This is a genomic window from Mesorhizobium sp. M0306 (assembly GCF_040321655.1).
Classification (GTDB): domain Bacteria; phylum Pseudomonadota; class Alphaproteobacteria; order Rhizobiales; family Rhizobiaceae; genus Mesorhizobium.
Genome location: NZ_JAMYRY010000040.1, coordinates 1 through 20,130 on the forward strand (window position 1 = coordinate 1; position 20,130 = coordinate 20,130).

The window sequence follows — 20,130 nt, forward strand, 5'->3', positions numbered from 1 at the left end:
CGCAGAATGATCCGAGCTAACACGAAGCCCCGCCGCTCGGCGGGGCTTCGCCAAGTTCGGGTCCGCCACTCGTTGGCACTCCTGTCAGGTGCAGCACGCTACGCTTTGACGAGTGCCTTGCGCGCCTTCCTAGCCGGCGACTTGATTGCCGTTGCGGTTGCTGTCGCTGCCGCCGCGCGAGCAGCTCGTTTTGGTTTTTCCGCCGCAGCTGTTGCCGGCGTTGTCGCCTTTCGCCCGAGCCCGATTGATTTCGCAAGAGCCGAGCGGGTCGCTGCGTAGCTTGGCGCCACCATCGGATAGTCGGAGGGCAGGTTCCATTTCTGCCGGTATTGGTCAGGGCTCAGATTGTAGTGCGTTCCGATATGCCGCTTCAAGGATTTGAATTTCTTCCCGTCTTCCAGGCAGATGATGAAATCAGGTGACACTGATTTCTTGATCGAAACCGCCGGCTCCAGCTTAACTGCGGCCGGAGCCACAGGCGTGCCGATACCTTGCAAAGCAACATATGTATCCTCAATCAGCTTCGACAACTCGCCGACCGGCAGCGGATTGTTCGAAACATAGGCGGAAACGATGTCGGCGGTAATTGCTACGAGATCAGCCTGGTCGCTTTGGTCTGCAGAAACGGTCATCGAGTTTTCCTCTTGTCTAATGGCGCGCGTTGAAATGGATGAGCTGTTTATTGCCAATCACGCAAACAATTCGTTATTTCCGCCAACAAACCTCATTCGTTGCAAATATCAAGCGGGCATGCTTCGCTTCCATCGTTCGGCCCGGCTGCAGTCAATGTTACTGATCGCGTCGGAGAAGCGAATCTTTCCGCTCGCCTTCTGCGCGGGAGGGGGCCCACACCCTATGGCTCCAGCAAGCGGCGAGAACGATATCTCCCTTGCTGGTGAGTTGCTCGAAGCCGGCATAGCCATCGACGTGCAGCACGCCCTTGAAGTGCTCGAGATGCGAGGCCGGGCGTTCGGCCTTGCGGTCTGGTTCAAACAGATAGATTGCCGCGGCGGCTCCGGTCCGCCCCAGGGGTGTTGCTCGCGGGCTTACACCCACAGCGGTCCCGTCTTGGTGCGGCCACGGCCTGGATCGAGCACCGGAACCGGTGTGTCATAGGCAAAAAGATGATCGGAGGCGAAGACGTTTTTCGCCAGTCGCTCGTGCGGGGCTTCCAGCCACCAGCAGGAGCCGCCAACCCAGCCGGCGAGCGTCGAACGTGGAAGATCAACACCGTTCCTGCGAAGATCTGCGACTGCCAATAGAGCGGCGTGTGATCGGAATATTTGCTGACCAGAACCTGCGCGAGCAACGCCGGCGTCGCCAACCCGCCGCTCCGCAGCCGGCGCCTGCACCACCTTCTCGCAGGTCCGGCAGGCGTATTTGGGGCGCGTGGTGCGGATCACGCGCAGCTGCGCTGGCACCCAGTCCAGCATCTCGCTCACGCTTTCGCGGATAAGATTCAGCGCGCCACCGCAGCCGGCGCAGACGGTCCCGTCGACATCGACCAGGACCTCCTCGCGCGGCAGATGATGGGGCAGCGGCTTGCGGCGGGACGGCTGTTCGATCTGCTGTCTCGCGACACGCGGACGGCGCTCCTCTTCGCGGGCGAGATCACCGTCGGGCTCTTCCAGTCCGAGCGCCAGTTGATCAGGATCGAGCCGCTCGAACGGCGGCCGAACTGCGCGCGCTGCAGCTGCTTTATGATGGATTTAAGGCGCTCGATCTCACCCTCGCGGTGCTCGACAACCGTCGCTATGTCACGCACAAGATGCTGCAGAAGAGCCGGTTCGCTGGGCAGATTGTCGAGGTCGACCAGCATGTCCGAATCTACCCGAATCGGCTGATTCGAAGAAGCAACTTCGCTCGATTTGGTGCGATTTTGCTACGCTTTTCAGCCGGCCAAAAGCGTCGCCAGAAGCGTTCCGGCGTGCGTCTATTCCTTCGATGAGCATCGCGAGTTGTGCTGGCGACAGCATCACCGACCCACCTGGCTCGGCCAGACGCCGCCACCAAAAGTTGCCGCGGTCGATGCACTTAGTGAACAGACAAAGCCCGTTCCGTCCCAGAACAGGATCTTCAGGAGCGACGCATTCCTGCCGCGGAACACGAACAGATGTCCCGAGAACGGGTCCTTCTTCGGATGTTCCTGGATCAGCGTGGCGAGGCCATCGAGCCCCTTTCGCATGTCGGTGTGACCGAGCGCCAGGTGCACTTTCACGCCGGCCGGAACGACGATCATGACGCCTTCTCCTTCCCAGTGAGCTGCCGCTTTACCGCAGCCGGAGTACTGCCGGCCGGTGCAAACACGCGCCGTCCATCAGCCAGCTCAATCGCCACCATGCCGTCGGGCGGCTGCACCAGATCGCGCAAGGCGCCGAGCGCGGGCAGCTCTTTTGCTGCGCCATCGGCAAGCACCACCGTTGCCAGTTGCGGCGCCTTGCGAGCGGTCAGGCCGAACTCGACCCGCCAGCGGAACACCATGCTGGTGGCGACGCCATGGCGGCGACAGACCTGCGCCACGGCGACGCCGGGCTTCTCCGTCTCCTGCACGATCGCCCGCTTCTGGTTGTCGCTGAAGCGGCGCCGGTTCGATCGCCCGTCGACCGCGTCCGGCGTCAAGCGGTATTTGCGTCGCGCGCAATTAGCAGCGCTGCTTGATTGGGCTCGGGCACTCGGGTGAAGCAGGGATCGCCACTCGGTTTCGTCGCCGGATTCTTCCAGGCGATTGCGCCAGATCCGCAACGCATGCGGCGACAGACCAAGTGCAGCGGCATACTCCGCGTGCCCCATGCCGCTCCAGTTCATCGCCTTGACATGCATGCTCCAGAATGCCCGCAGAGCGATCGGGCCGCTGTCCGTACGCCTGCCGTAGCGATAGCGCGGAGGCCTTTTGGGCCGCTTCGGCGGCACCTCCTTGCGCGAACGTGCTGCCTTCTTCCGGTGCAAGTTCTGCAGCCTTTCCGCACGCTTGCGCAGATCATCCGCGCTCACCAGATGGCGCATCCACAGCTCGAATGTGGTGATCGAGAGATCGCGTCGGCGACAGTATTCCAGTGCATCCTGGTTGCCGCGATACCAGCTCGCAACATGCGACGACCAGTAAGGACTGTTGGCCTTGGCCCAGGAGCGGCGAGCCGCCATCGGAGATCCTCCATATGACGAAGGAACCCCACATGAAGCTCAATTGCACTAGCCGAATAGGTGCAGGGACCGGACGCTTACCGAGGGTGGATTAGGACAGCGAGGGTGGATTAGGACGGCCGCCCGTAATCGGGGCGGGCGCGTGGCGGGACGGCAAAGCTGTGCGTCGGCCGCGGCGCGACTGGTGGTGGCTGGCGACTCGGCGGCAAGATCTGCGCCTGTGAAGCAACGCAGGAGGCGAACAATGGAATTCTTTTGTGGACTGGATGTTGCGATGGATGAGACGGCGGTGTGCGTCGTCGACGATCGCGGCGCGGTGCATCTGCAGGCGACGGCTCTGACCGATCCCGACGCGCTGCTGGCCGCGTTGAAGCCTTTCCTGCCGCGGCTGAGAAGGGTCCGTCACGAGGCCGGTTCGCTGTCGCCCTGGCTGCATCCGGAACTGCTGAAGCTCGGGCTTCCGGCGGTCTGTCTGGAGACGCAGCACGTGCGCGCGGCGATGTCGGCGCAACGCAACAAGACCGACGCGGCCGATGCGCTGGGCATTGCCCACATCATGCGCACCGGCTGGTTCCGGCACGCGCACGTCAAGTCGCAAGCCTGTTATCGGATGCGGTTGCTGCTGACGCACAGGCGCAATCTGAAGCGCAAGTTCCTCGATCTGGACGCCATCCGCCATTCGCTCAAGAGCTTCGGCATTCGCCTGAGCAAGGTCGGGCGGAAGGCTTTCGATCAGGCTGTGCGCGATGTGACGACTGGCGATGCGCTGACGTCAGAGCTGATGGACGCCATGCTGACGGCACGCGCCGCGCTGTGGAAGCAGTACTGCCGGCTGCACGAGCTGGTCGTGAGGTTCGTCGCCCGCGAGACCTATGCCGCCGCTTCATGGCGATCCCCGGCGTCGGCCCGGTGACCGCTGAGCTTCATGACGGCGGTCGAGGACCCGTCCCGCTTCCGCCGCTCGCGCGACGTGGCAGCCTATTTTGGCCTGACGTCGCGGCGTTGGCAGTCGGGCACCTCGATCGACTCGCAGGGACGTATATCGAAGGCCGGCGACGCGGACGTGCGGCGCGCCCTCTATGAGGCGGCGTCGGCGCTGATGACGCGCTTCCGCGGCAAGGACAAGCTCAGGAGCTGGGGAACGATGCTCGCGAAGCGGGGCAATCACCGCAAGGCGACGGTGGCGGTGGCGCGCAAGCTGGCGGTGATCATGCATGCCATGTGGACGGACGGGACGTGCTATGTCGGCGACCCGGCGGCGCGCGAAACCGACCTTGTTGCGCGCGCCCGGGTCAAGGCCTGGAAAACGCTTGGCGCAGCCCGATGAACGGCGCGACGACGCTTGACGTGCGACGACTGCGCAGCATGACAGACGCAAACTGAACACACGAGCTCCGCTGTGAACCGGATGAGGACCGGTGCAGACCAGGAACGACGGGACGCACGCTATCTTGCTTGCGGCCGACCGATCGAAAGACGGCCGGACCGGGTTGGACTGCCTGTGATGATGCCCCGTGAATCCGATGGAAAGTTGCACCCCGACGGCAAAAGCGCTGCCAGCATGCAGCCCGAAAACGCCCTCGGCGAGGGCGGAGGACTGCACGGCGCACCGGATCTCCGCCGCTTGGCGGACAAGCATGTTGCGGAAAGCCGCAAAGTGTTTTTGAGTAGAAAAGAGGAGAGACGACGATGGTGAAAAGAGTACCGGAAGCACAACCGATTAGGACTGCACGGCGCACCGGATCTCCGCTTCGCGGACAAGCATGTTGCGGAAAGCCGAAAAGTGTTTTTGAGTAGAAAAGAGGAGAGACGACGATGGTGAAAAGAGTACCGGAAGCACAACCGATTAGGACAGCAAGATAAAGCGAGCTGGCGCTCGCCCTCGCTTCGCTCTAAGTGCTTGTCTGCACATTGTTTTTTGTGCTCGTGCCGACCCATCGCAAAATGACGCGAGGTGCGGGGCTGACGGTCTATGGCTATATTGTTGATCTCAAAAGCAAAACTGTCGTGCCCTAGCGATGTGCAATCCGCCGGTCTACGCCCCAGCAAGTCTTTGCGCGCCGTAGCACGCTCTGCGCGCCGGCCATCTTGAAGCGCGGAATCTGAGTCTCGATGCTGTCCGTCATGGCAGATCGTGACAGCAACAGGTTCCAGGTTCGCACCGGCCGGATGCGGAGCAGCAGCACGCCGGTCAATTCGCGCACGCTGCCTTTCGTGCGCCAGGTCGAGATCGCCATCCGCAAGCAGGGCGGCAACCCCAATCGCCTCGGCGCAAGCAGGAACGCCGGGAAGGGGAGCGGCCGCTTCAATGCCCGCGGCCGCGGCGGCAAGGTGGTGTCAGCGTTGCCAAAGGACGGCGGCGGTTGGAAGCAGGATGGCAATCGCGTGCGCTTTCGTTCCCGCCGCGTCGTGGTGAAGGCGCGTGTCGTCAAGCTGCCGGGACGAGGCAAGGAGACCGCTGGGCGCGCCCAAAAATTCGTGACGACGAGCAAGGCCGTCGATGCGCATCTGCGCTATCTCCAGCGCGATGGCGTCACCAGGGACGGCGAGAAGGGCAGGGTGTACTCGGCCGTCGAGGACGAGGCCGACGGCAAGGCCTTCGTCGAGCGTGGCCGCGGCGACCGGCATCAGTTCCGCTTCATCGTCGCGCCCGAGGATGCCGCCGAGATGGAAGACCTGCGCTCCTTCACCCGCGATCTCATGCGGCAGATGGAGACCGACCTCAACACGCGCCTCGACTGGATTGCTGTCGACCACCACAACACCGGTCATCCGCACACCCACATCCTGGTGCGCGGCGTTACCGATGACGGCAAGATCCTGAACATCGCCGGCGACTACATCGCCCACGGCATCCGCCACCGGGCAGGCGAGCTGGTGGAACGGGAACTCGGGCTGCAAAGCGAGATCGAGGTCGCCCGCAAGCTGGCCAACGAGGTGGACGCCGAACGGCTGACCCGGCTCGACCGCATGCTGATCGCCGAACAGCAGGAGCACGATCTGGTCGACCTCCGTCCCAATGCCAGCGACAGCTACACCATTTCCAGCAACCGCTATCTGCTGATCGATCGGGCAAAGAGACTGCAGCACTTCGGCCTGGCGAGCGAGATCGAGCCCGGCCGATGGGTCATCTCCGACAGAGCCGAAAGCACGCTACGGGCACTTGGCGAGCGCAACGACATCATCAAGACCATGCACAGGGCGCTGGAGGAACACGGGCTCGCCCACGAGCGGGGGGCCGCGCAATATGTCATGCATCGGCGAACCATCACCGAACCGATCCTCGGCCGTGTGCTCGCCAAGGGCCTTGCCGGCGACGAGATGAGCGACCGGCTGTCGCTCGTCATCGACGGCGTCGACGGGCGCACCCACTATGTCGAGACTGCCGATGCGGCAAAATTAGACGACGTTCAGCGCGGCCATATCGTGGCGCTCGATCCGATCCTGCCGAAGCAGGAGCCGCGTGCGGCCGACCGCAACATCAGCGTCGTAGCCGGCGAGGGTGGCATCTATCGCCCGAGCCAGCACCTGGAGGCGATCCGCGAGACATTTTTGGGGCAGGGCAAGGACCCGGATGCCTTCGTCCGTTTCCATGTCCGCCGTCTCGAAGCGCTGCGCCGGGCAGGCCATGTCGAACGCCTCGACGAAGACCACTGGCGCATTCCAAAAGACCTGTCCGAGCGCGGCATCGCCTATGATGGCCGCAACGCCGGGAAGGACTTCTCCCTGCGTGTGCTCTCGACGTTCGATCTTGACGCGCAGGTCGGCAGCGATGGCGCCACCTGGCTCGATCGGGAGCTCACGGCCAAAAACCCCGTGCCGCTGGTCCAGTCAGGCTTTGGTCTCGACGTTGACAACGCGCTCGACAGACGCGCTGCCCAGCTCGTCACGATGGGCCATGCCGAACGCGACTTGACGAGGGGGACCATCACCTTCTCGCGCGATCTTGTTGCTACGCTGGAGGGCCAAGAAGTCGCGCGCGTCGGCAAGCAAATGGCCGCTGCGCGCGGCCTCATCTTCGCGCCCGTCCAGCCCGGCAACCATGTCGGCGGCACGCTGCTTGGCTCAGTCCGCCTTGCCAGCGGGCGCTTCGCCATGCTGGACGATGGTCTCGGGTTTCAGCTCGTTCCTTGGCAGCCAATGCTCGACAAGCGCATCGGCCAGCACATCAGCGGGGTCGTGCAAAGCAGCGGCGGTATCGACTGGAGCTTCGGCAGAAGGCGGGGACTGGGGCTGTGAGCGCTCATCGGCGCGGCAGTTTTGGCTCGTAACTATCGCCGGCATATTGCTGCGCCTTTCTGGCTAACGAGTACGGATCGCCGGGCTGAACTGATAGCTTTGCCGACCACAACAGGTTGCATTAATCAGGGCGCTCCGTTCTGCCTTGCACCTGGGATCCACTGCTGCTCGGGCGTCAGCAGTAAAGATCGTAAGTCCCACTAGCATCGCAAGTAAAGAACGCTTCATTGTAGCCCCTAAGGAGCGACAGAAGCCGAAATTTCTCTACCTTTCAAGCTTGGCATTTCGGGGGCTAAATGCAGCAAGCCCATACGGCCCTGCTGCTGCTCAGGGGTTTCGACCGACGGGCGGCCTCGTTCCGCTGCTCGCGGTGCGTCGAAGCTCAAGTTGGCATGAGGAACATTCGATAGCGCCAGGGATTCCTTACCGCTCTACCGCTGGCGAGAACTATCACGAGAGTGTCGGCCCTTGATCGTTCCACAAAACACGCATGTGGGCACTTAGCCTGCAGGAATAAACGTTTTCGACAGCGCCACACGCCGTCGTTGCGAAACTAGACAAACATCATAACGAGGATCGCGCCGAGGACTATCAGGACAAGCCCACCGATAAGCATTGGCATCAGACTGTTGTCAGGGTCGATACCAGAATCAATCTCCTTCGTTAGCGGCTTGTCGTTCTTCTTTGATTCGGCCATGACTCATCTCCATCCGAGTAAAGCAGCAAGCCTCTAAACCACGTAATATTACGCCCCGTTGCGTGCCACCCCTGTGCGCACCGATAGTATTGGGCTGCCAATGAAGTCTTTCGGCATCAGCGTGATGTCGGCCAGCGTATAGCGGTCAAGAGTGTTCTGGAAGGATGCTATCGCTTCGCCAAACATGCTTGAAAGCTTGCAAGAGCCGGTCAATACGCACTGGTTTGCGGTGGAGAAACACTCAACCAGTGCGAAATCCGGCTCGGTCAATCGCACGACATCGCCGATCCGGATCAACTCGGGCCGGCGCCCCAGAACGAGACCACCGGAACGGCCACGGATCGCCTTCAGATAACCGCTGCGGGTCAGCGTGTTGGCGACCTTGTTGAGATGCGTCTTCGACACGGTAAAGCTACGCGCAGCTTCCTCGATCGTTATGACCCGGCCACCGGCAGAGGCCGTGTACATCAGCAGCCGCAATGCATAGTCCGAGAAAGCTGTAAGCCGCATGGATATCTCCTTGATCGCTGCGCGTTTGTGGAAACCCTCACAAACCAATCATCACAGGTCCTTCTCAACGATGGGTTCGATGCCGATCGTGGTCTCGCCGCGATTGAAGGCGATCGCGAGACGGAAACTGTGAGCGATGCGCAGCGCGCGCTCCATAAAAAGCGCTGCCACCTCGGGCGGGCAGATGCGGCGCACCGTTGTGCGAAACAACTGCAGCCAGCGACGGAAATGCGCTGAGCCGAGGCCGGCTATGGCCAGATGTGGTGGCAGTGGCCGGCCTTCATATCGGGACGTTCGAAGTAACGTCGCAGACCAGAAGTCGCACATCTTCGCAAGATGTTGTGGCCATCGGTCCGGCTCGATCTGATCGTGGAAAATGGGGCCGAGAAGGTCATCGCGACGAATTTCATCATAAAAACCATGCACCACGCCGCGGATCATTGTCTCGTCGAGCAGGTCCGGCAGCGGAACGCCATCGACTACGATCGTTCTCGTGCTTCGACCATCCTCGCTCATCTGCAGCTCCTGCTTTTTCTCCCATGCAAGCCGGTTCAAGCCGTTGGGTTCGCTCCTTGAGGCATCCTCTATAAAAGATAGATTGTCAATCTATGTTATTCTCCGACGGAGGGTTCGGACCAAAGGTAGGCCTGTCCGACCTGGGCATTGCTGAACTGCGTGGACATCATCACGCTAGCCCCGACCCGGGCAGTAGGCAAATTGGCGGAAATTCTCCGATGTGACCCATTTTCGAGAAAGGCCAACGCCTCATCGGATGAGCGTGCCGATCGGAGTCGCTCCCGAACCTGAGATGCCTGGAGGAGACGACAAATTTGCGAAAGGGCAGGGAGGAAGGCGGAAGTGGCAGAGCGCGGCCAGAGTACCGTGTAAATGAGATCAACAGGATCGTCGTCGGGGCCGTCGAAATCGATGGGCTTGGCCAGACGTGTCAAAGACGCGGCAGGCGAAGAGATTGTGCCAAGTAGAGCGTGAGGGATCGCGACCCCACGACCTAAGCCCGTCGAGCCGCGATACTCGCGGTCGAAAAGGCCACGAAGAACCATCTGCTCGTCCAGCCCGGTCCTTCGCGCAATCCTGATCGCAATTTTTGACAGGGCTGATTGCTTTCCCTTTGTCACAAGATCAAGGGAAATGTCTTCTTCTGACAAGATGGGGCAGATCATCGGGGTCAACCTCAATGTCGATCCCAACCGGAATCGCAAAATGGGAGTGCAGCCGCACTGCTTAGGCAGGCAGAATGCACCGCGGGATAAGTGGAAATCCTGGCTACCCCCGGACGCGAAGCCAGGGCCTTCTCGCGTCCGGGCTAAAGGCCCGTTTTTAAGCGCTTCGGCTCCCGCCGGAAATCGAGGCTGAAAATATTCATGGCAATTCAGAGGTAGTGAAGGTTTTTTTGAAATCAAGCAAACAGTGCGCACCCGAGCAGCAGAAATAATGCATTGAAATGCCAGTTAATTTCGTTTGACGAGCGAAACAGTCTGCTGCTTGCTGGGCGGACGCGAACAGGTCGTGTCGAAAATGGAAATCGCTTTGTCAAACAGCCTTCCAGATCTTCGGCCAGCGCGGCTTTATTTCAACAAGGAGATCCGTGATGAAGAAACTCGTCCTCGCAGTTGCCCTGACGACGGGGAGTTCGCTTTGCGCCATGGCGGCGGGTGAGGTTACCAAATCTCCGCCAGCCGCGCCTTACCAGCAGGTCAGCAAGCTTGTGAAGCTGCCCGACTTTCTGCCGGGCATGGGCCAACTCTTCGTCGATCCGACGACATTGCCGGCCGGACCATTCCTTGCCTATGACCACGACGGCAAGCTTGTCAGCACGATTTATATGCTGCCGACCAAGGACCTCAATCCAGACAAGCGTTTTGACGATCTCGCTTCACCCGGAGGCAATGTCGACCATGTCGACGTCTACTACAATGCCGGCCATCCGGGAGTCGAAGAGCCGCATGTCCACGTCGTGCTGTGGCATGTCTCGGCCGCTGACGAGGCCCAGGTCGCCAAATGACACTCACGCGTCGTGAGATACTAAGCGCGGGCGGCGGCCTTGCCGCCGCCCGCTCGCTCTCTTGTGTGGCAGTATGGGCCGGCGAGGCGATCCAAATCGGGATGCAAGGGCGCGACGACGGTTCGCAAGTCTGGTTCGACCCGATCGGCATTCTGATCAAGCCAGGGCAGACGGTCCGATGGACCAACCTCAATCCTGGCAATTCGCACACGACGACGGCTTACAATCCGGCAAACTTCGGGCGACCGCTTCGCATGCCCAAGACGGCAAAATCGTGGGATTCCGACTACCTCCTGCCCAAGGAAAGCTTTTCGGTTACCTTCACCGAGCGGGGGGTCTACGACTATTACTGTATCCCGCATGAGCATGCTGGAATGGTCGGCCGTGTTATCGTCGGCGAACCAGAGGCACATGGCTGGGCTGAAATGGTCGGAGCAAATGGCGACCTACCGGAGGAGGCCCTAAAGGCATTCCCGACTGTCGAAGACATCATGACGAAAAGGGTCGTCCGGCGCGTTTAGATCATGCGCATGAAAGGCGCGGCCCTCCGCAACAAAAGCGACCGAAGATGCCAAACGGGGCGAGAGCTCCTTTGGTGTCGTGAGTGAGGGGACTTTCATGACAGGCTGCGTGTTTCCGTGTGAAACTCAACCATCATCTCAGGCCGGACGCGACGCGCGCACCCAAGTGCCGGACGCGCCTCTCGATGCCCGAACTGCTGCCGAGCAACGCGGGCGTGCAACGCACCGGCTTGCCGCCTTGGGCGAGATGACTGGCGGTATTGCCCATGACTTCAGAAACCTCCTGGCAGTAATAGAATCCGGGCTCGGGCTCGCTGAGCGAAGAGCCGACGAGCCCGAAAGGGTTCGTGCCTACATTGCGGCAGCGCGGGAAGGAATCGATCGAGGGATCGAGCTAACGTCACAGCTATTGACCTTCGCGAAGCATCAAGAACTCGATATCCACGCTGGCAATTTGAATGAGTTCCTCACGTCTTTCGAGCCTTTCCTGAGGTATGGCGCGGGAGCCGATGTCCGCGTCAGGCTGGAGCTTGGTTCCGGTGTCCCAGACTGTTTGATCGATCACGCACTTTTCGACAGCACAGTGCTTAATCTCGTCATGAACGCACGAGATGCGATGCCAAGTGGCGGGGAGATCCGCGTCATCACCGAGCGATTGGTGCAGACAACCGCGACACCTGACCCGCCCGGTCCTGGAACCTACGCATGCGTTCGCGTCAAAGACCACGGTTGCGGTATGGCTCCTGAAGTCTTGCGGAAGGTGTTTGATCCATTCTTCACGACGAAGGGTGAGAAGGGTACCGGGATAGGGATGCCACAGGTGCAGGCACTGACCCAGATGGTTGGTGGTCGGATCCGGATAAAGAGTGAACCAGGCATTGGAACGACGGTCGACCTTCTGTTCCCGTCAGTCCCGTCGGACATTTAGACGCCCAACTAGAACTCTCACAATTTGATGTCGCCGCTTGCGACGGAATGCAATCCCGTCAGCGCTGGACCAACTACGCTCTCGTCCGCACTTGCGGATTGCACCGCATAGACCGGATAGGAGAACTGCGGCATCTCAGGCACAAGATGCAGCCGGCCGGCTTCTATGTGAGGCTGCACAGAACTCATCCTGAAATATCCGGAACCGCCGGTTGCTAGAACATAGTTCAGTGCGAGCGGACCGAGATCGAAAGAAAGATCCGGCGCAGCGCTTGGGAAATTCATCCCGTGGTGAAGCCCAAAATCCGGCCCCCAATCCATGTAAACATAGTCGGATTCGTCCAGGAGGCGTGCTTCGGAATTCGTAGTCACGAGAACAAGTTTTTCTTCCAGAAGCAGATCGATCTTCAAACCCGGTCTGTGCGGGGGCGCGTACATGATGGCTAAGTCGACCATTCCCGACGCGACCTGATTGATCAAATCCTGCGGCACATCAACGTGCACTCGAAGCGCAATATCCTGAAGCGAGCCGCGCATCCATCGGACCCAATCAAGCAGCAGAGGTTGCGCAAGGCTGACTTCGCTGCCCACCGTCAGAACAGCCCGGCGTCCCGGCGGCACGGCAACCTGGTGAAGTGTACGTTGCCATAGTTGGACGAACATGGGGGCGTGGCGCAGAAATTGCTCGCCGGCCGGGGTCAGCGAAGCTCCGCCTTTGTGGCGGACAAAAAGGGCCCGGCCCAGTTGCTGCTCGAGGTTGCGGATTCGTGCGCTTACCGTCGTCTGCGCAACATTCAAGCGCTCGGAGGCCCGAATGAAACTGCCGGTCGATACGATCTCGATAAAGGTGCGGGCGAGTTCGATGTCCATCACGGATATAGCATAAAATTTGCGTTTAAATGTCAATCAATTTCGTTTGCCACATAGTTAGTGTGAGTATTACGCTCGAAGAGTTCCACCAAGCCTAGCGCTGGATGCTGCCCAGCGCCGGTTGGAGCGGGCGCAAGCTCTCTCCATCCTCACCCATCGTTTTGCCAGCAGCGTCACAGGAGAAATCATGTCGACGAAAGACAAGAACCAAGAAGACGTGGGGCGTCGCGACTTTCTGAAGCTCTTCGGTGCGGCAGGAGCGGCGGCGAGTACCCTGCCGCTGGGTGGGTCCGCATCGGCGACCGAAATGATGGCCGCGGCGACCGGACAGCCGCATCATCACACAAGCGACGCCTCGAAATCCGATGCAGGCGGCTCGGCTTATGAATTCTTCAATGTCGACGAGTCCGCCTTCATCGAGGCCGCGGTCGACACACTGATTCCGAGCGATTCAACCGGCCCCGGCGCCAAGGAACTCGGCGTTGCGATCTACATCGATAGACAGATGGCCGGCGGGTACGGCAAGGGCGACCGGCTGTATCTGGAAGGGCCATTTGGGGAAGGTACGCGCGAGCAAGGTTATCAATTGCCGATGACGCCATCGGAACTGATCCGGGCCGGCATCGCCGACGTCAGCGCCTACGTGCAGAAAAACCACAAGAGCGCTTTCGAGATCCTTTCGGCAAAAGATCGAGTCGCGGTGATGAGCCAACTCGAGGGCAAGAACGTCGAGCTTCCAACAGTGCCAACCGAAACCTTCTTCGGGCTTCTGCTCCAGCTCACGATCGAGGGTTACTTCGCTGACCCGATGTATGGGGGAAACAAGGACAGGGCGGCCTGGAAGATGATCGGTTTCCCAGGCGCCGACGCCATGTACATGGACAAGATAGAACCATTTCGGAACAAGGGCTATGCGGCTGAACCTAAGGGAATTCAGGATCTCGTTTAATCGACGAAAGAAGACGAAGGAGACTGTAGCATGGCTACCAAACTCAACGCAGTCGATGTCCTGATTGTCGGTCTTGGCTGGACGGGCGGCATCATTGCCAAGGAGCTTGCATCGACCAAGCTGAAAATCGTCTCTCTAGAAAGGGGAGGCCCGCGTGACACCAATCCGGACTTCATCGACCCGCAGATCCATGACGAACTGCGCTACGCCGCTCGACACGACCTCATGCAGAACGTGCGGCGGGAAACCATCACCTTCCGCAACAGTGAAGCGCAAACGGCGCTGCCGATGCGCCAGCTCGGCTCGTTCCTGCCCGGCCAGGGCGTTGGCGGCGCCGGCGTGCACTGGAACGGCGTCACCTGGCGCTGGCTCGAATGGGATCATCAGGCGCGCGCCCGCACGATCGAAAAATACGGCGAAAAGATCATCTCTTCAGATATGCAGCTGCAGGACTGGCCGATCACCTATGACGATCTCGAGCCCTATTACGACAAGTTCGAAAAGACCTGCGGCACCTCCGGCAAGGCCGGCAATATCAACGGCCGGAAGATCGACGGGGGCAACATCTTCGAGGGATCGCGCAAGCACGAGTACCCCAATCCGCCTATGATTGCGGCGCAAAGCATGGTGATGTTCGAGAAAGCGGCCCGCAATCTTGGCTATCACCCTTTCCCCAATCCTTCCTCAAACGCGTCGCGGGACTATGTCAATCCCGATGGCGTGGCCTTCGGCCAGTGTCACTATTGTGGCTTCTGCGAGCGCTTCGGCTGCGAGGCGAATGCCAAGGCGAGCCCGCATTTCACCGTCATTCCACTGGCGCTGGAGAACCCCAATTTCGAGTTGCGCACCAACTCGATCGTGCTGAAGGTCAATCTCGACTCGACCCGCAAGAAGGCAGTCAGCGTCACCTATCTCGACGCACGAGGGCGGGAGTTCGAACAGCCTGCCGACCTCATCATCCTGTCGGCCTATGCGCTCGGCAACGTCAACCTGCTGCTGCAATCGGGCATTGGCGTGCCTTATGATCCGGCAACGGGCAAGGGCGTGGTCGGCCGCAACTATGCCTATCAGTGCGGTGGCGGGGCTACCGCCTTCTTCGACAAAAAAACCATCCTGAATCGCTTCATGGGGGCCGGCGCGCTCGGCACCTGCATGGATGATTTCAACGGCGACAACTACGATTTCGAGAAGGCCGGCTACATCGGTGGCGGCGGCATCAGCTGCAGCAACTCGGGCGCCAGGCCGATCCAGTCGCATCCCACGCCGCGGGGCACGCCGCGCTGGGGCTCCGACTGGAAGGAGGCAGTGGTCGACAATTATGACCACGCGGCCAGCATTGGCAACCAAGGCGCGGTAATGGCGTACCGGCAGAACTATTTGAGCCTCGATCCGACCTACACCGACGTTTTCGGACGTCCGCTGATGAGGATGACGTTCGATTTCCAGGACAACGAGGTAAAGCAGATGAACGCTCAGGCCGACATCTGCGTGACGATCGCCAAGGAGATGGGTGCGACCAAGGTCGATCGGAGCATTCCCCCGGTGCCTTATTCGATCGTGCCTTACCAGAGCACACACAACACAGGCGGGGCAGTCTTCGGAGCCGACCCGAGCACCAGTGTTCTGAACAAATACCTTCAGGTCTGGGATGTCCCGAACGTGTTCGTCACCGGCGCTTGCGTGTTTCCCCAGAACGCGGGGAAGAACCCGACCGGACCCGTAGGCGCTCTTGCCTACTAGGCGGTGGATGCGATCAAGAACCAGTATCTGAAGAGTCCCGGCCCACTTGTTCCCTCCTGAGGCGACATCAATCGGATGCGGATCCGGCGGTTTGGGTCCGGATCCGGGACTCCAGGGATGTTTCGTACCATATTGCCCCGGCCAGTTCGGCCAGAACCAACCCGTGCTCGTTGAAAGCAGCAAACATGAAATGGACCATGCCTGGATTGGCAACCGCGATTCTCACTGCAGTCGGCTCGGCCCATGCGCAGGACACATCTTCCGGCAATGCCGAAGCCGGCGCCGTCGTCTTCAAGAGATGCATGGCCTGCCACAAGGTCGGCCTTGAGGCAAAGAACGGAGTGGGCCCGGTCTTGAATGGCGTCGTCGGCCGAACGGCCGGTGAGTATCCCGATTACAGCTATTCCTCGGCGAACAAGAATTCGGGTCTGACCTGGGATGAACCGACGCTAACGACCTATCTCAGGGCGCCGCGCAAACTGGTGCCCGGCACAAAGATGGCGTTTGCCGGTCTCAGCAAGGACCAGGAGATCGCCGACGTCATCGCCTATCTGAAACAGTTCAACGCTCGGGGCCAGAAGGTCGGCCCCTGACCAGACGGGAAGCTGTCCCTGGGCAAAGTGCAACCTTGATGAAATTTCTCCTGCACAAGGGTCTGGGGGATTCCACGATCCAACAGATCGGCAGCTACCTGCGTAGCCGCGGCGCCGGCCATCACTGGATCGAGCGATATCGCGGCGACATCTTCGTATTCGTGTCGGATGCGGTCGACGAAGAAATCCTGAGGAGCAAATTCGCCAGCCTTCTCGATGCCGTCAACGACACAGACATGGACGGGACAGGATCTCGATGAGCGAAGAAATCTTCAACGAGAGAGTAAGATTGAAGAGGGCATATGAGAGGCCTGCTGCCGGCGATGGCAAGCGCGTATTGATTGACCGGCTTTGGCCGCGTGGGGTCAAGAAGACCGAAGCGGCCATCGACCATTGGGTGAAGGACCTCGCGCCAAGCACCGAGCTTCGGAAATGGTTCGGACACGATCCAGCCCGCTGGTCGGAATTCCGCCGGCGGTATGCGGCGGAAATCCAGGAGCATCGCGGTGAGCTTGACCGGCTGCGCGAGATGATACGGGAGGGCACCGTCACACTCGTCTACTCGGCTCATGACGAGACCCACAACGATGCCGTCGTCCTTAGAGAGCTTTTGCTGAGACAGCGATGAAGACGCCGCATCGCTCCTCCGTTGCCAAAGACGTAGGCGTGCGGTCTCGACAGCGACAACAAACCCGTCTCCCGGAACCAAACCAAGGAAAATTCATCCAATCATCGATGGGCGGGCTCAGTTGAGGAGAAAGACAATGAAATTCTTTGTCGATACCGCCGATATATCTGAAATTCGAGAGCTTGCTGCCGCTGGAATTCTCGACGGGGTAACCACAAACCCGTCCCTTATCGCAAAGACTGGCCGACCGATCAGAGATGTGATCCAGGAGATTGGCCAGACGATCGAGGGCCCGGTTTCAGCGGAAGTCACGGCCATCGACTTTGACGGTATGGTCGCCGAGGGACAGCGCTTGGCCGGCATTGCGACCAATGTGGCTGTCAAGGTGCCGTCCACCTGGGATGGATTCAGGGCTTGCCGGGCGCTCAGTCAGCTCGGACACAAGGTCAATGTCACCCTGTGCTTTTCGGCCAACCAGGCACTGCTCGCGGCAAAGGCAGGCGCGACCTTCATTTCACCATTCGTCGGCAGACTTGACGATCTCGGTCTGGATGGCATGGAGGTGATCCGAGAAATCCGCACGATCTATGACAACGATCAAGCGTTCACGACGGAAATCCTGGCGTCCTCTATTCGCACGCCTCTGCATGTCAAACTGGCGGCAATGGCGGGCGCCGATATCGCAACCGTACCGCCCGCAGTACTCAGAAACCTCGCCAAACACCCGCTCACCGACAAGGGCCTCGAGTCCTTTCTTGCCGACTGGGAGAAGGCGGGGCAAACGATCCTGTAATTGCCCGGGCGAGGGGTTGCAGAGAGCTATCATAAAACTTGCACTCAATTGCCGATTAAATTCGTTTGCATGATGCCGGGAATGGCGGGAAATTGAGCCGTGGGGCGCGAGTTTCGCTCTAGTCGGGCGAAACCGAAATCGAGAATTCGAAGACGCGCTGGCTTTGTGCGCTGAGAGGCTGATGTGCCTGTCGCCGCTCCCCTGGATGCGATTTTGTCGAAATCGCCAAGGAGAAGAAAATGGCTGTGCACCCTACCGAAGTGATCGGGCCAGACCTGGTCCAGGGCATCGCGTTCGCCGATCTTCCCGACGGTGGAAAGCTGGTCGGCCATTGCGGCAATGAGCAGGTGCTGCTGGTGCGCCGCGGGGCCGAGATCTTCGCCGTCGGGGCGACTTGCACACATTACGGCGGGCCGCTCGTCGACGGTCTTGTGGTGGAAGACACGGTCCGGTGTCCGTGGCATCACGCGTGCTTTGATTTGCGTACAGGCGAAGCCTTGCGAACGCCTGCCTTCAGGCCACTCGCGTGCTGGTCGGTGGAACAACGCGATGATCGGATATTCGTGGGCGAAAAGCGCAAACGGACCGCACCCAAGCCGCGCGATGGAGGCTCCGGCCCCGTTCCGGAGAAGATCGTCATCGTCGGCGGCGGCGCAGCCGGTTTCGCGGCGGTCGAAAAATTGCGGCGCGAACACTATCAAGGCAGTATCGCCATGCTCAGCAATGATGAAGCACCGCCGGTTGATCGCCCCAACCTTTCCAAGGACTACCTCGCCGGCAAGGCACCGCAGGACTGGATTCCGTTGCGTGGCGAAAGCTTCTACGCAAAGAATAATATCGACCTGCGTCTTAATGCGAACGTCGCTCGGATCGACGTACGTTCTCGCGAGGTTGTGCTCGCGGACGGGACCTCGACTCCTTACGACAAGCTGCTTCTTGCGACCGGGGCCGAACCGATTCGCTTGACCATACCCGGGGCAGACCAGCCGCATGTTCACGCTCTGCGCTCGTTCGCAGATTGCAAGGCGATCATTGAGCGAGCCACCACGGCGCATATCGCTGTCGTGATTGGTGCCAGTTTCATTGGGCTGGAAGTAGCTGCGGCCCTGCGCTCGCGCAAGATCGAAGTTCATGTCGTGGCGCCGGATAAGCGGCCCATGGAGCGGGTCCTAGGTCCGCAAATGGGCGACTCCATCCGCACCATCCATGAGCAGAACGGCGTTGTTTTCCACCTTCAGGACACGGCGAGCAGCATCGACGGCAATAAGGTGAAGCTCAGCAGCGGTGGCACGTTAGCAGCCGACTTCGTCGTCGCCGGCATAGGCGTGCGACCGCGGATCGGCCTCGCGGAAAAGGCCGGGCTCATCCTTGACCGCGGGGTTCTCGTGAACGCCTTTCTGGAGACGAGCGCACCAGACATATTCGCCGCCGGCGACATTGCGCGGTGGCCAGATCCTCACAGTGGCGAGAACATTCGGGTCGAGCATTGGGTGGTTGCAGAGAGGCAGGGGCAAGCAGCCGCGCTCAACATGCTCGGCCATCGTGAGAAATTCGAGGCCGTGCCATTCTTCTGGAGCCAGCACTACGATGTTCCCATCAACTATGTCGGCCACGCCGAGCGATGGGAGGAGATCGCGGTGGACGGTGACATTGCCGCAAAAGATTGCCTGCTCCGCTTCAAACGAGAAGGGCGCACGCTGGCTGTCGCCTCAATCTTTCGCGACGTTGAAAGTCTGGAGGCCGAGGTGGAAATGGAGCGCCAAATGGCAAGCTAGCTTCGGCTTCCGAAAAGCGGAAGTCAGAGTCAGAATGGCGAAGCGGAATGTGGTTGTGACTGAAAGGAGTTCGACTATGTCCACAGAGCAGCAGGAACTAGGTGTCACCAGTGGCTTGGATACGGTTGCGCCCGTCCAGCGTTATTCGAAGATCGTGAAATTCGTCGACGAGGTCGCCAAGCAGGCGGCTAACGATGCACCGACCCTGGTTGAAATCTTCTCGGACAGCGGCCGCTGGTATTGCCGTGTTCGTCGCGGCGATGAAAAGACCCGGCCGATGGGTCCATATACCAAACAACAGGCTCAGCGGATCCAGGAAGCTCGGAGAATGTTGCTCGCCAAAAGAGGTGCCGCTCGGATCATGTTCGAGTAGGAGAAGGAACCCTTGCGATCGTACCGGCCGGCGGACTCCTGCTACAATCATGAGTTTTCGACAATGCAGAGCAGGCCTCCGGCGTCTAGCCGAGCCGGAGGCAAGGACGTCTCAGGCTGGATAGATATTGCGGCATCGTCAACAGACCAGACGGACCTTGTGAGAGAAATTCTCGAGCTTCTCTAGCTTGCGCGTATGCAAGTGTGGTTTTGCCCTGACCGCGTCAAATTATAAGATGCGATGTAAAGGGCCGTTGCCGTTCTCCGAGGAAAGATAGGAGCGCGAATCCCGCGAACGCTTAGCGTGCAGGGTTGGGGTTGCTCATCCTCTATTGATTTTGTACCAAGTAAC

Annotated in this window: 19 protein-coding genes and 3 pseudogenes; 13 read left to right on the forward strand and 9 right to left on the reverse strand. The window is 60.1% G+C overall.

The genetic code is table 11. From position 1 onward, the window contains the following. Positions 1–98: 98 nt before the first annotated feature. The 4 genes and pseudogenes from NKI95_RS30885 to tnpA all read right to left on the reverse strand — a co-directional run bounded on the left by NKI95_RS30885 (position 99) and on the right by tnpA (position 3,141). Positions 99–632, reverse strand: coding sequence for a Ros/MucR family transcriptional regulator (locus NKI95_RS30885; RefSeq protein WP_352721602.1), 534 nt, complete (start codon positions 630–632; stop codon positions 99–101). A gap of 223 nt (positions 633–855) precedes the next feature. Beyond that, positions 856–1,819, reverse strand: a pseudogene (gene tnpC, locus NKI95_RS34570) (IS66 family transposase); the annotation flags it as partial. Then, a pseudogene (gene tnpB / locus NKI95_RS30905) lies at positions 1,758–2,239 on the reverse strand (IS66 family insertion sequence element accessory protein TnpB). The pseudogenes tnpC and tnpB, both read right to left, overlap by 62 nt. Continuing rightward, entirely contained in the window at positions 2,236–3,141 is a 906-nt protein-coding gene (gene tnpA / locus NKI95_RS30910) for an IS66-like element accessory protein TnpA (protein ID WP_352566325.1), read from the reverse strand. Before tnpA ends, tnpB begins: the two are co-directional and overlap by 4 nt. A 244-nt stretch (positions 3,142–3,385) precedes the next feature. Here tnpA and NKI95_RS30915 point away from each other — a divergent pair. Together NKI95_RS30915 and NKI95_RS30920 are read left to right on the forward strand one after the other, a co-directional pair. Beyond that, positions 3,386–4,468, forward strand: a pseudogene (locus NKI95_RS30915) (IS110 family RNA-guided transposase). A 797-nt stretch (positions 4,469–5,265) separates the two neighbouring features. After that, entirely contained in the window at positions 5,266–7,380 is a 2,115-nt protein-coding gene (locus NKI95_RS30920) for a DUF3363 domain-containing protein (RefSeq protein WP_352721605.1), read from the forward strand. 553 nt (positions 7,381–7,933) lie between these two features. On the opposite strand, the gene NKI95_RS30925 is transcribed toward NKI95_RS30920, so the two are convergent. Genes NKI95_RS30925 through NKI95_RS30940 form a run of 4 tightly spaced genes read right to left on the reverse strand, consistent with a single transcriptional unit; the run spans position 7,934 to position 9,768 of the window. Then, entirely contained in the window at positions 7,934–8,077 is a 144-nt protein-coding gene (locus tag NKI95_RS30925) for a hypothetical protein (RefSeq protein WP_352566328.1), read from the reverse strand. Between the two features lie 48 nt (positions 8,078–8,125). Next, positions 8,126–8,587: an RrF2 family transcriptional regulator gene (locus NKI95_RS30930; RefSeq protein WP_352566330.1), complete on the reverse strand. Its 462-nt coding sequence runs from the start codon at positions 8,585–8,587 to the stop codon at positions 8,126–8,128. Positions 8,588–8,638: 51 nt separating this feature from the next. Next, positions 8,639–9,142 (reverse strand): group III truncated hemoglobin, encoded by a 504-nt coding sequence (locus tag NKI95_RS30935; protein ID WP_352566332.1) that lies wholly within the window; start codon positions 9,140–9,142, stop codon positions 8,639–8,641. A gap of 56 nt (positions 9,143–9,198) precedes the next feature. Beyond that, complete coding sequence (locus NKI95_RS30940) at positions 9,199–9,768, reverse strand: PTS sugar transporter subunit IIA (RefSeq protein WP_352566334.1); 570 nt, start codon at positions 9,766–9,768, stop codon at positions 9,199–9,201. 428 nt (positions 9,769–10,196) lie between these two features. On the opposite strand from NKI95_RS30940, the gene NKI95_RS30945 reads away from it, so the two are divergent. From NKI95_RS30945 to NKI95_RS30955, 3 genes are all read left to right on the forward strand, one after another. After that, complete coding sequence (locus NKI95_RS30945) at positions 10,197–10,610, forward strand: DUF5602 domain-containing protein (protein ID WP_352566336.1); 414 nt, start codon at positions 10,197–10,199, stop codon at positions 10,608–10,610. Next, on the forward strand, positions 10,607–11,131 hold the full coding sequence (locus NKI95_RS30950) for a plastocyanin/azurin family copper-binding protein (RefSeq protein ID WP_352721609.1): 525 nt from the start codon (positions 10,607–10,609) through the stop codon (positions 11,129–11,131). Before NKI95_RS30945 ends, NKI95_RS30950 begins: the two co-directional genes overlap by 4 nt. 97 nt (positions 11,132–11,228) lie before the next feature. Next, a complete protein-coding gene (locus tag NKI95_RS30955; protein ID WP_352566340.1) occupies positions 11,229–12,059 on the forward strand; it encodes a two-component system sensor histidine kinase NtrB in 831 nt (276 codons plus the stop codon). Positions 12,060–12,076: 17 nt separating this feature from the next. On the opposite strand, the gene NKI95_RS30960 is transcribed toward NKI95_RS30955, so the two are convergent. Continuing rightward, positions 12,077–12,928: a LysR family transcriptional regulator gene (locus NKI95_RS30960; RefSeq protein WP_352566342.1), complete on the reverse strand. Its 852-nt coding sequence runs from the start codon at positions 12,926–12,928 to the stop codon at positions 12,077–12,079. 187 nt (positions 12,929–13,115) lie between these two features. Between NKI95_RS30960 and NKI95_RS30965 the strand changes: the two genes are divergently transcribed. From NKI95_RS30965 to NKI95_RS31000, 8 genes are all read left to right on the forward strand, one after another. Then, positions 13,116–13,877, forward strand: coding sequence for a gluconate 2-dehydrogenase subunit 3 family protein (locus tag NKI95_RS30965; RefSeq protein ID WP_352566344.1), 762 nt, complete (start codon positions 13,116–13,118; stop codon positions 13,875–13,877). 30 nt (positions 13,878–13,907) lie between these two features. Further along, positions 13,908–15,617 carry a GMC family oxidoreductase gene (locus NKI95_RS30970; RefSeq protein WP_352721611.1) on the forward strand — a complete coding sequence of 570 codons (1,710 nt, stop codon included), beginning with the start codon at positions 13,908–13,910 and terminating at the stop codon, positions 15,615–15,617. A 197-nt stretch (positions 15,618–15,814) separates the two neighbouring features. Beyond that, complete coding sequence (locus tag NKI95_RS30975; protein WP_352566347.1) at positions 15,815–16,210, forward strand: c-type cytochrome; 396 nt, start codon at positions 15,815–15,817, stop codon at positions 16,208–16,210. A gap of 38 nt (positions 16,211–16,248) precedes the next feature. Beyond that, a complete protein-coding gene (locus tag NKI95_RS30980; RefSeq protein ID WP_352566349.1) occupies positions 16,249–16,470 on the forward strand; it encodes a hypothetical protein in 222 nt (73 codons plus the stop codon). Further along, on the forward strand, positions 16,467–16,838 hold the full coding sequence (locus tag NKI95_RS30985) for a DUF488 domain-containing protein (protein WP_352566350.1): 372 nt from the start codon (positions 16,467–16,469) through the stop codon (positions 16,836–16,838). The genes NKI95_RS30980 and NKI95_RS30985 overlap by 4 nt, the downstream gene beginning before the upstream one ends. 136 nt (positions 16,839–16,974) lie before the next feature. Then, the gene (gene fsa, locus NKI95_RS30990) at positions 16,975–17,631 is read left to right on the forward strand and encodes a fructose-6-phosphate aldolase (RefSeq protein ID WP_352566352.1); all 657 of its coding nucleotides are present in this window, start codon (positions 16,975–16,977) and stop codon (positions 17,629–17,631) included. A 239-nt stretch (positions 17,632–17,870) separates the two neighbouring features. Further along, a complete protein-coding gene (locus NKI95_RS30995; protein WP_352566354.1) occupies positions 17,871–19,406 on the forward strand; it encodes an FAD-dependent oxidoreductase in 1,536 nt (511 codons plus the stop codon). A 76-nt stretch (positions 19,407–19,482) separates the two neighbouring features. Continuing rightward, positions 19,483–19,779: a hypothetical protein gene (locus NKI95_RS31000; RefSeq protein WP_352721613.1), complete on the forward strand. Its 297-nt coding sequence runs from the start codon at positions 19,483–19,485 to the stop codon at positions 19,777–19,779. The last annotated feature ends 351 nt before the right edge of the window (positions 19,780–20,130 follow it).

Excerpts from the sequence above, each read along its gene's own strand:
- NKI95_RS30885 (WP_352721602.1), bottom strand. The coding sequence starts at position 632 with ATGACCGTTTCTGCAGACCAAAGCGACCAGGCTGATCTCGTAGCAATT.
- tnpA (WP_352566325.1), bottom strand. The coding sequence starts at position 3,141 with ATGGCGGCTCGCCGCTCCTGGGCCAAGGCCAACAGTCCTTACTGGTCG.
- NKI95_RS30920 (WP_352721605.1), top strand. The coding sequence starts at position 5,266 with ATGGCAGATCGTGACAGCAACAGGTTCCAGGTTCGCACCGGCCGGATG.
- NKI95_RS30925 (WP_352566328.1), bottom strand. The coding sequence starts at position 8,077 with ATGGCCGAATCAAAGAAGAACGACAAGCCGCTAACGAAGGAGATTGAT.
- NKI95_RS30930 (WP_352566330.1), bottom strand. The coding sequence starts at position 8,587 with ATGCGGCTTACAGCTTTCTCGGACTATGCATTGCGGCTGCTGATGTAC.
- NKI95_RS30940 (WP_352566334.1), bottom strand. The coding sequence starts at position 9,768 with ATGATCTGCCCCATCTTGTCAGAAGAAGACATTTCCCTTGATCTTGTG.
- NKI95_RS30945 (WP_352566336.1), top strand. The coding sequence starts at position 10,197 with ATGAAGAAACTCGTCCTCGCAGTTGCCCTGACGACGGGGAGTTCGCTT.
- NKI95_RS30950 (WP_352721609.1), top strand. The coding sequence starts at position 10,607 with ATGACACTCACGCGTCGTGAGATACTAAGCGCGGGCGGCGGCCTTGCC.
- NKI95_RS30955 (WP_352566340.1), top strand. The coding sequence starts at position 11,229 with ATGACAGGCTGCGTGTTTCCGTGTGAAACTCAACCATCATCTCAGGCC.
- NKI95_RS30960 (WP_352566342.1), bottom strand. The coding sequence starts at position 12,928 with ATGGACATCGAACTCGCCCGCACCTTTATCGAGATCGTATCGACCGGC.
- NKI95_RS30965 (WP_352566344.1), top strand. The coding sequence starts at position 13,116 with ATGTCGACGAAAGACAAGAACCAAGAAGACGTGGGGCGTCGCGACTTT.
- NKI95_RS30970 (WP_352721611.1), top strand. The coding sequence starts at position 13,908 with ATGGCTACCAAACTCAACGCAGTCGATGTCCTGATTGTCGGTCTTGGC.
- NKI95_RS30975 (WP_352566347.1), top strand. The coding sequence starts at position 15,815 with ATGCCTGGATTGGCAACCGCGATTCTCACTGCAGTCGGCTCGGCCCAT.
- NKI95_RS30980 (WP_352566349.1), top strand. The coding sequence starts at position 16,249 with ATGAAATTTCTCCTGCACAAGGGTCTGGGGGATTCCACGATCCAACAG.
- NKI95_RS30985 (WP_352566350.1), top strand. The coding sequence starts at position 16,467 with ATGAGCGAAGAAATCTTCAACGAGAGAGTAAGATTGAAGAGGGCATAT.
- fsa (WP_352566352.1), top strand. The coding sequence starts at position 16,975 with ATGAAATTCTTTGTCGATACCGCCGATATATCTGAAATTCGAGAGCTT.
- NKI95_RS30995 (WP_352566354.1), top strand. The coding sequence starts at position 17,871 with ATGGCTGTGCACCCTACCGAAGTGATCGGGCCAGACCTGGTCCAGGGC.
- NKI95_RS31000 (WP_352721613.1), top strand. The coding sequence starts at position 19,483 with ATGTCCACAGAGCAGCAGGAACTAGGTGTCACCAGTGGCTTGGATACG.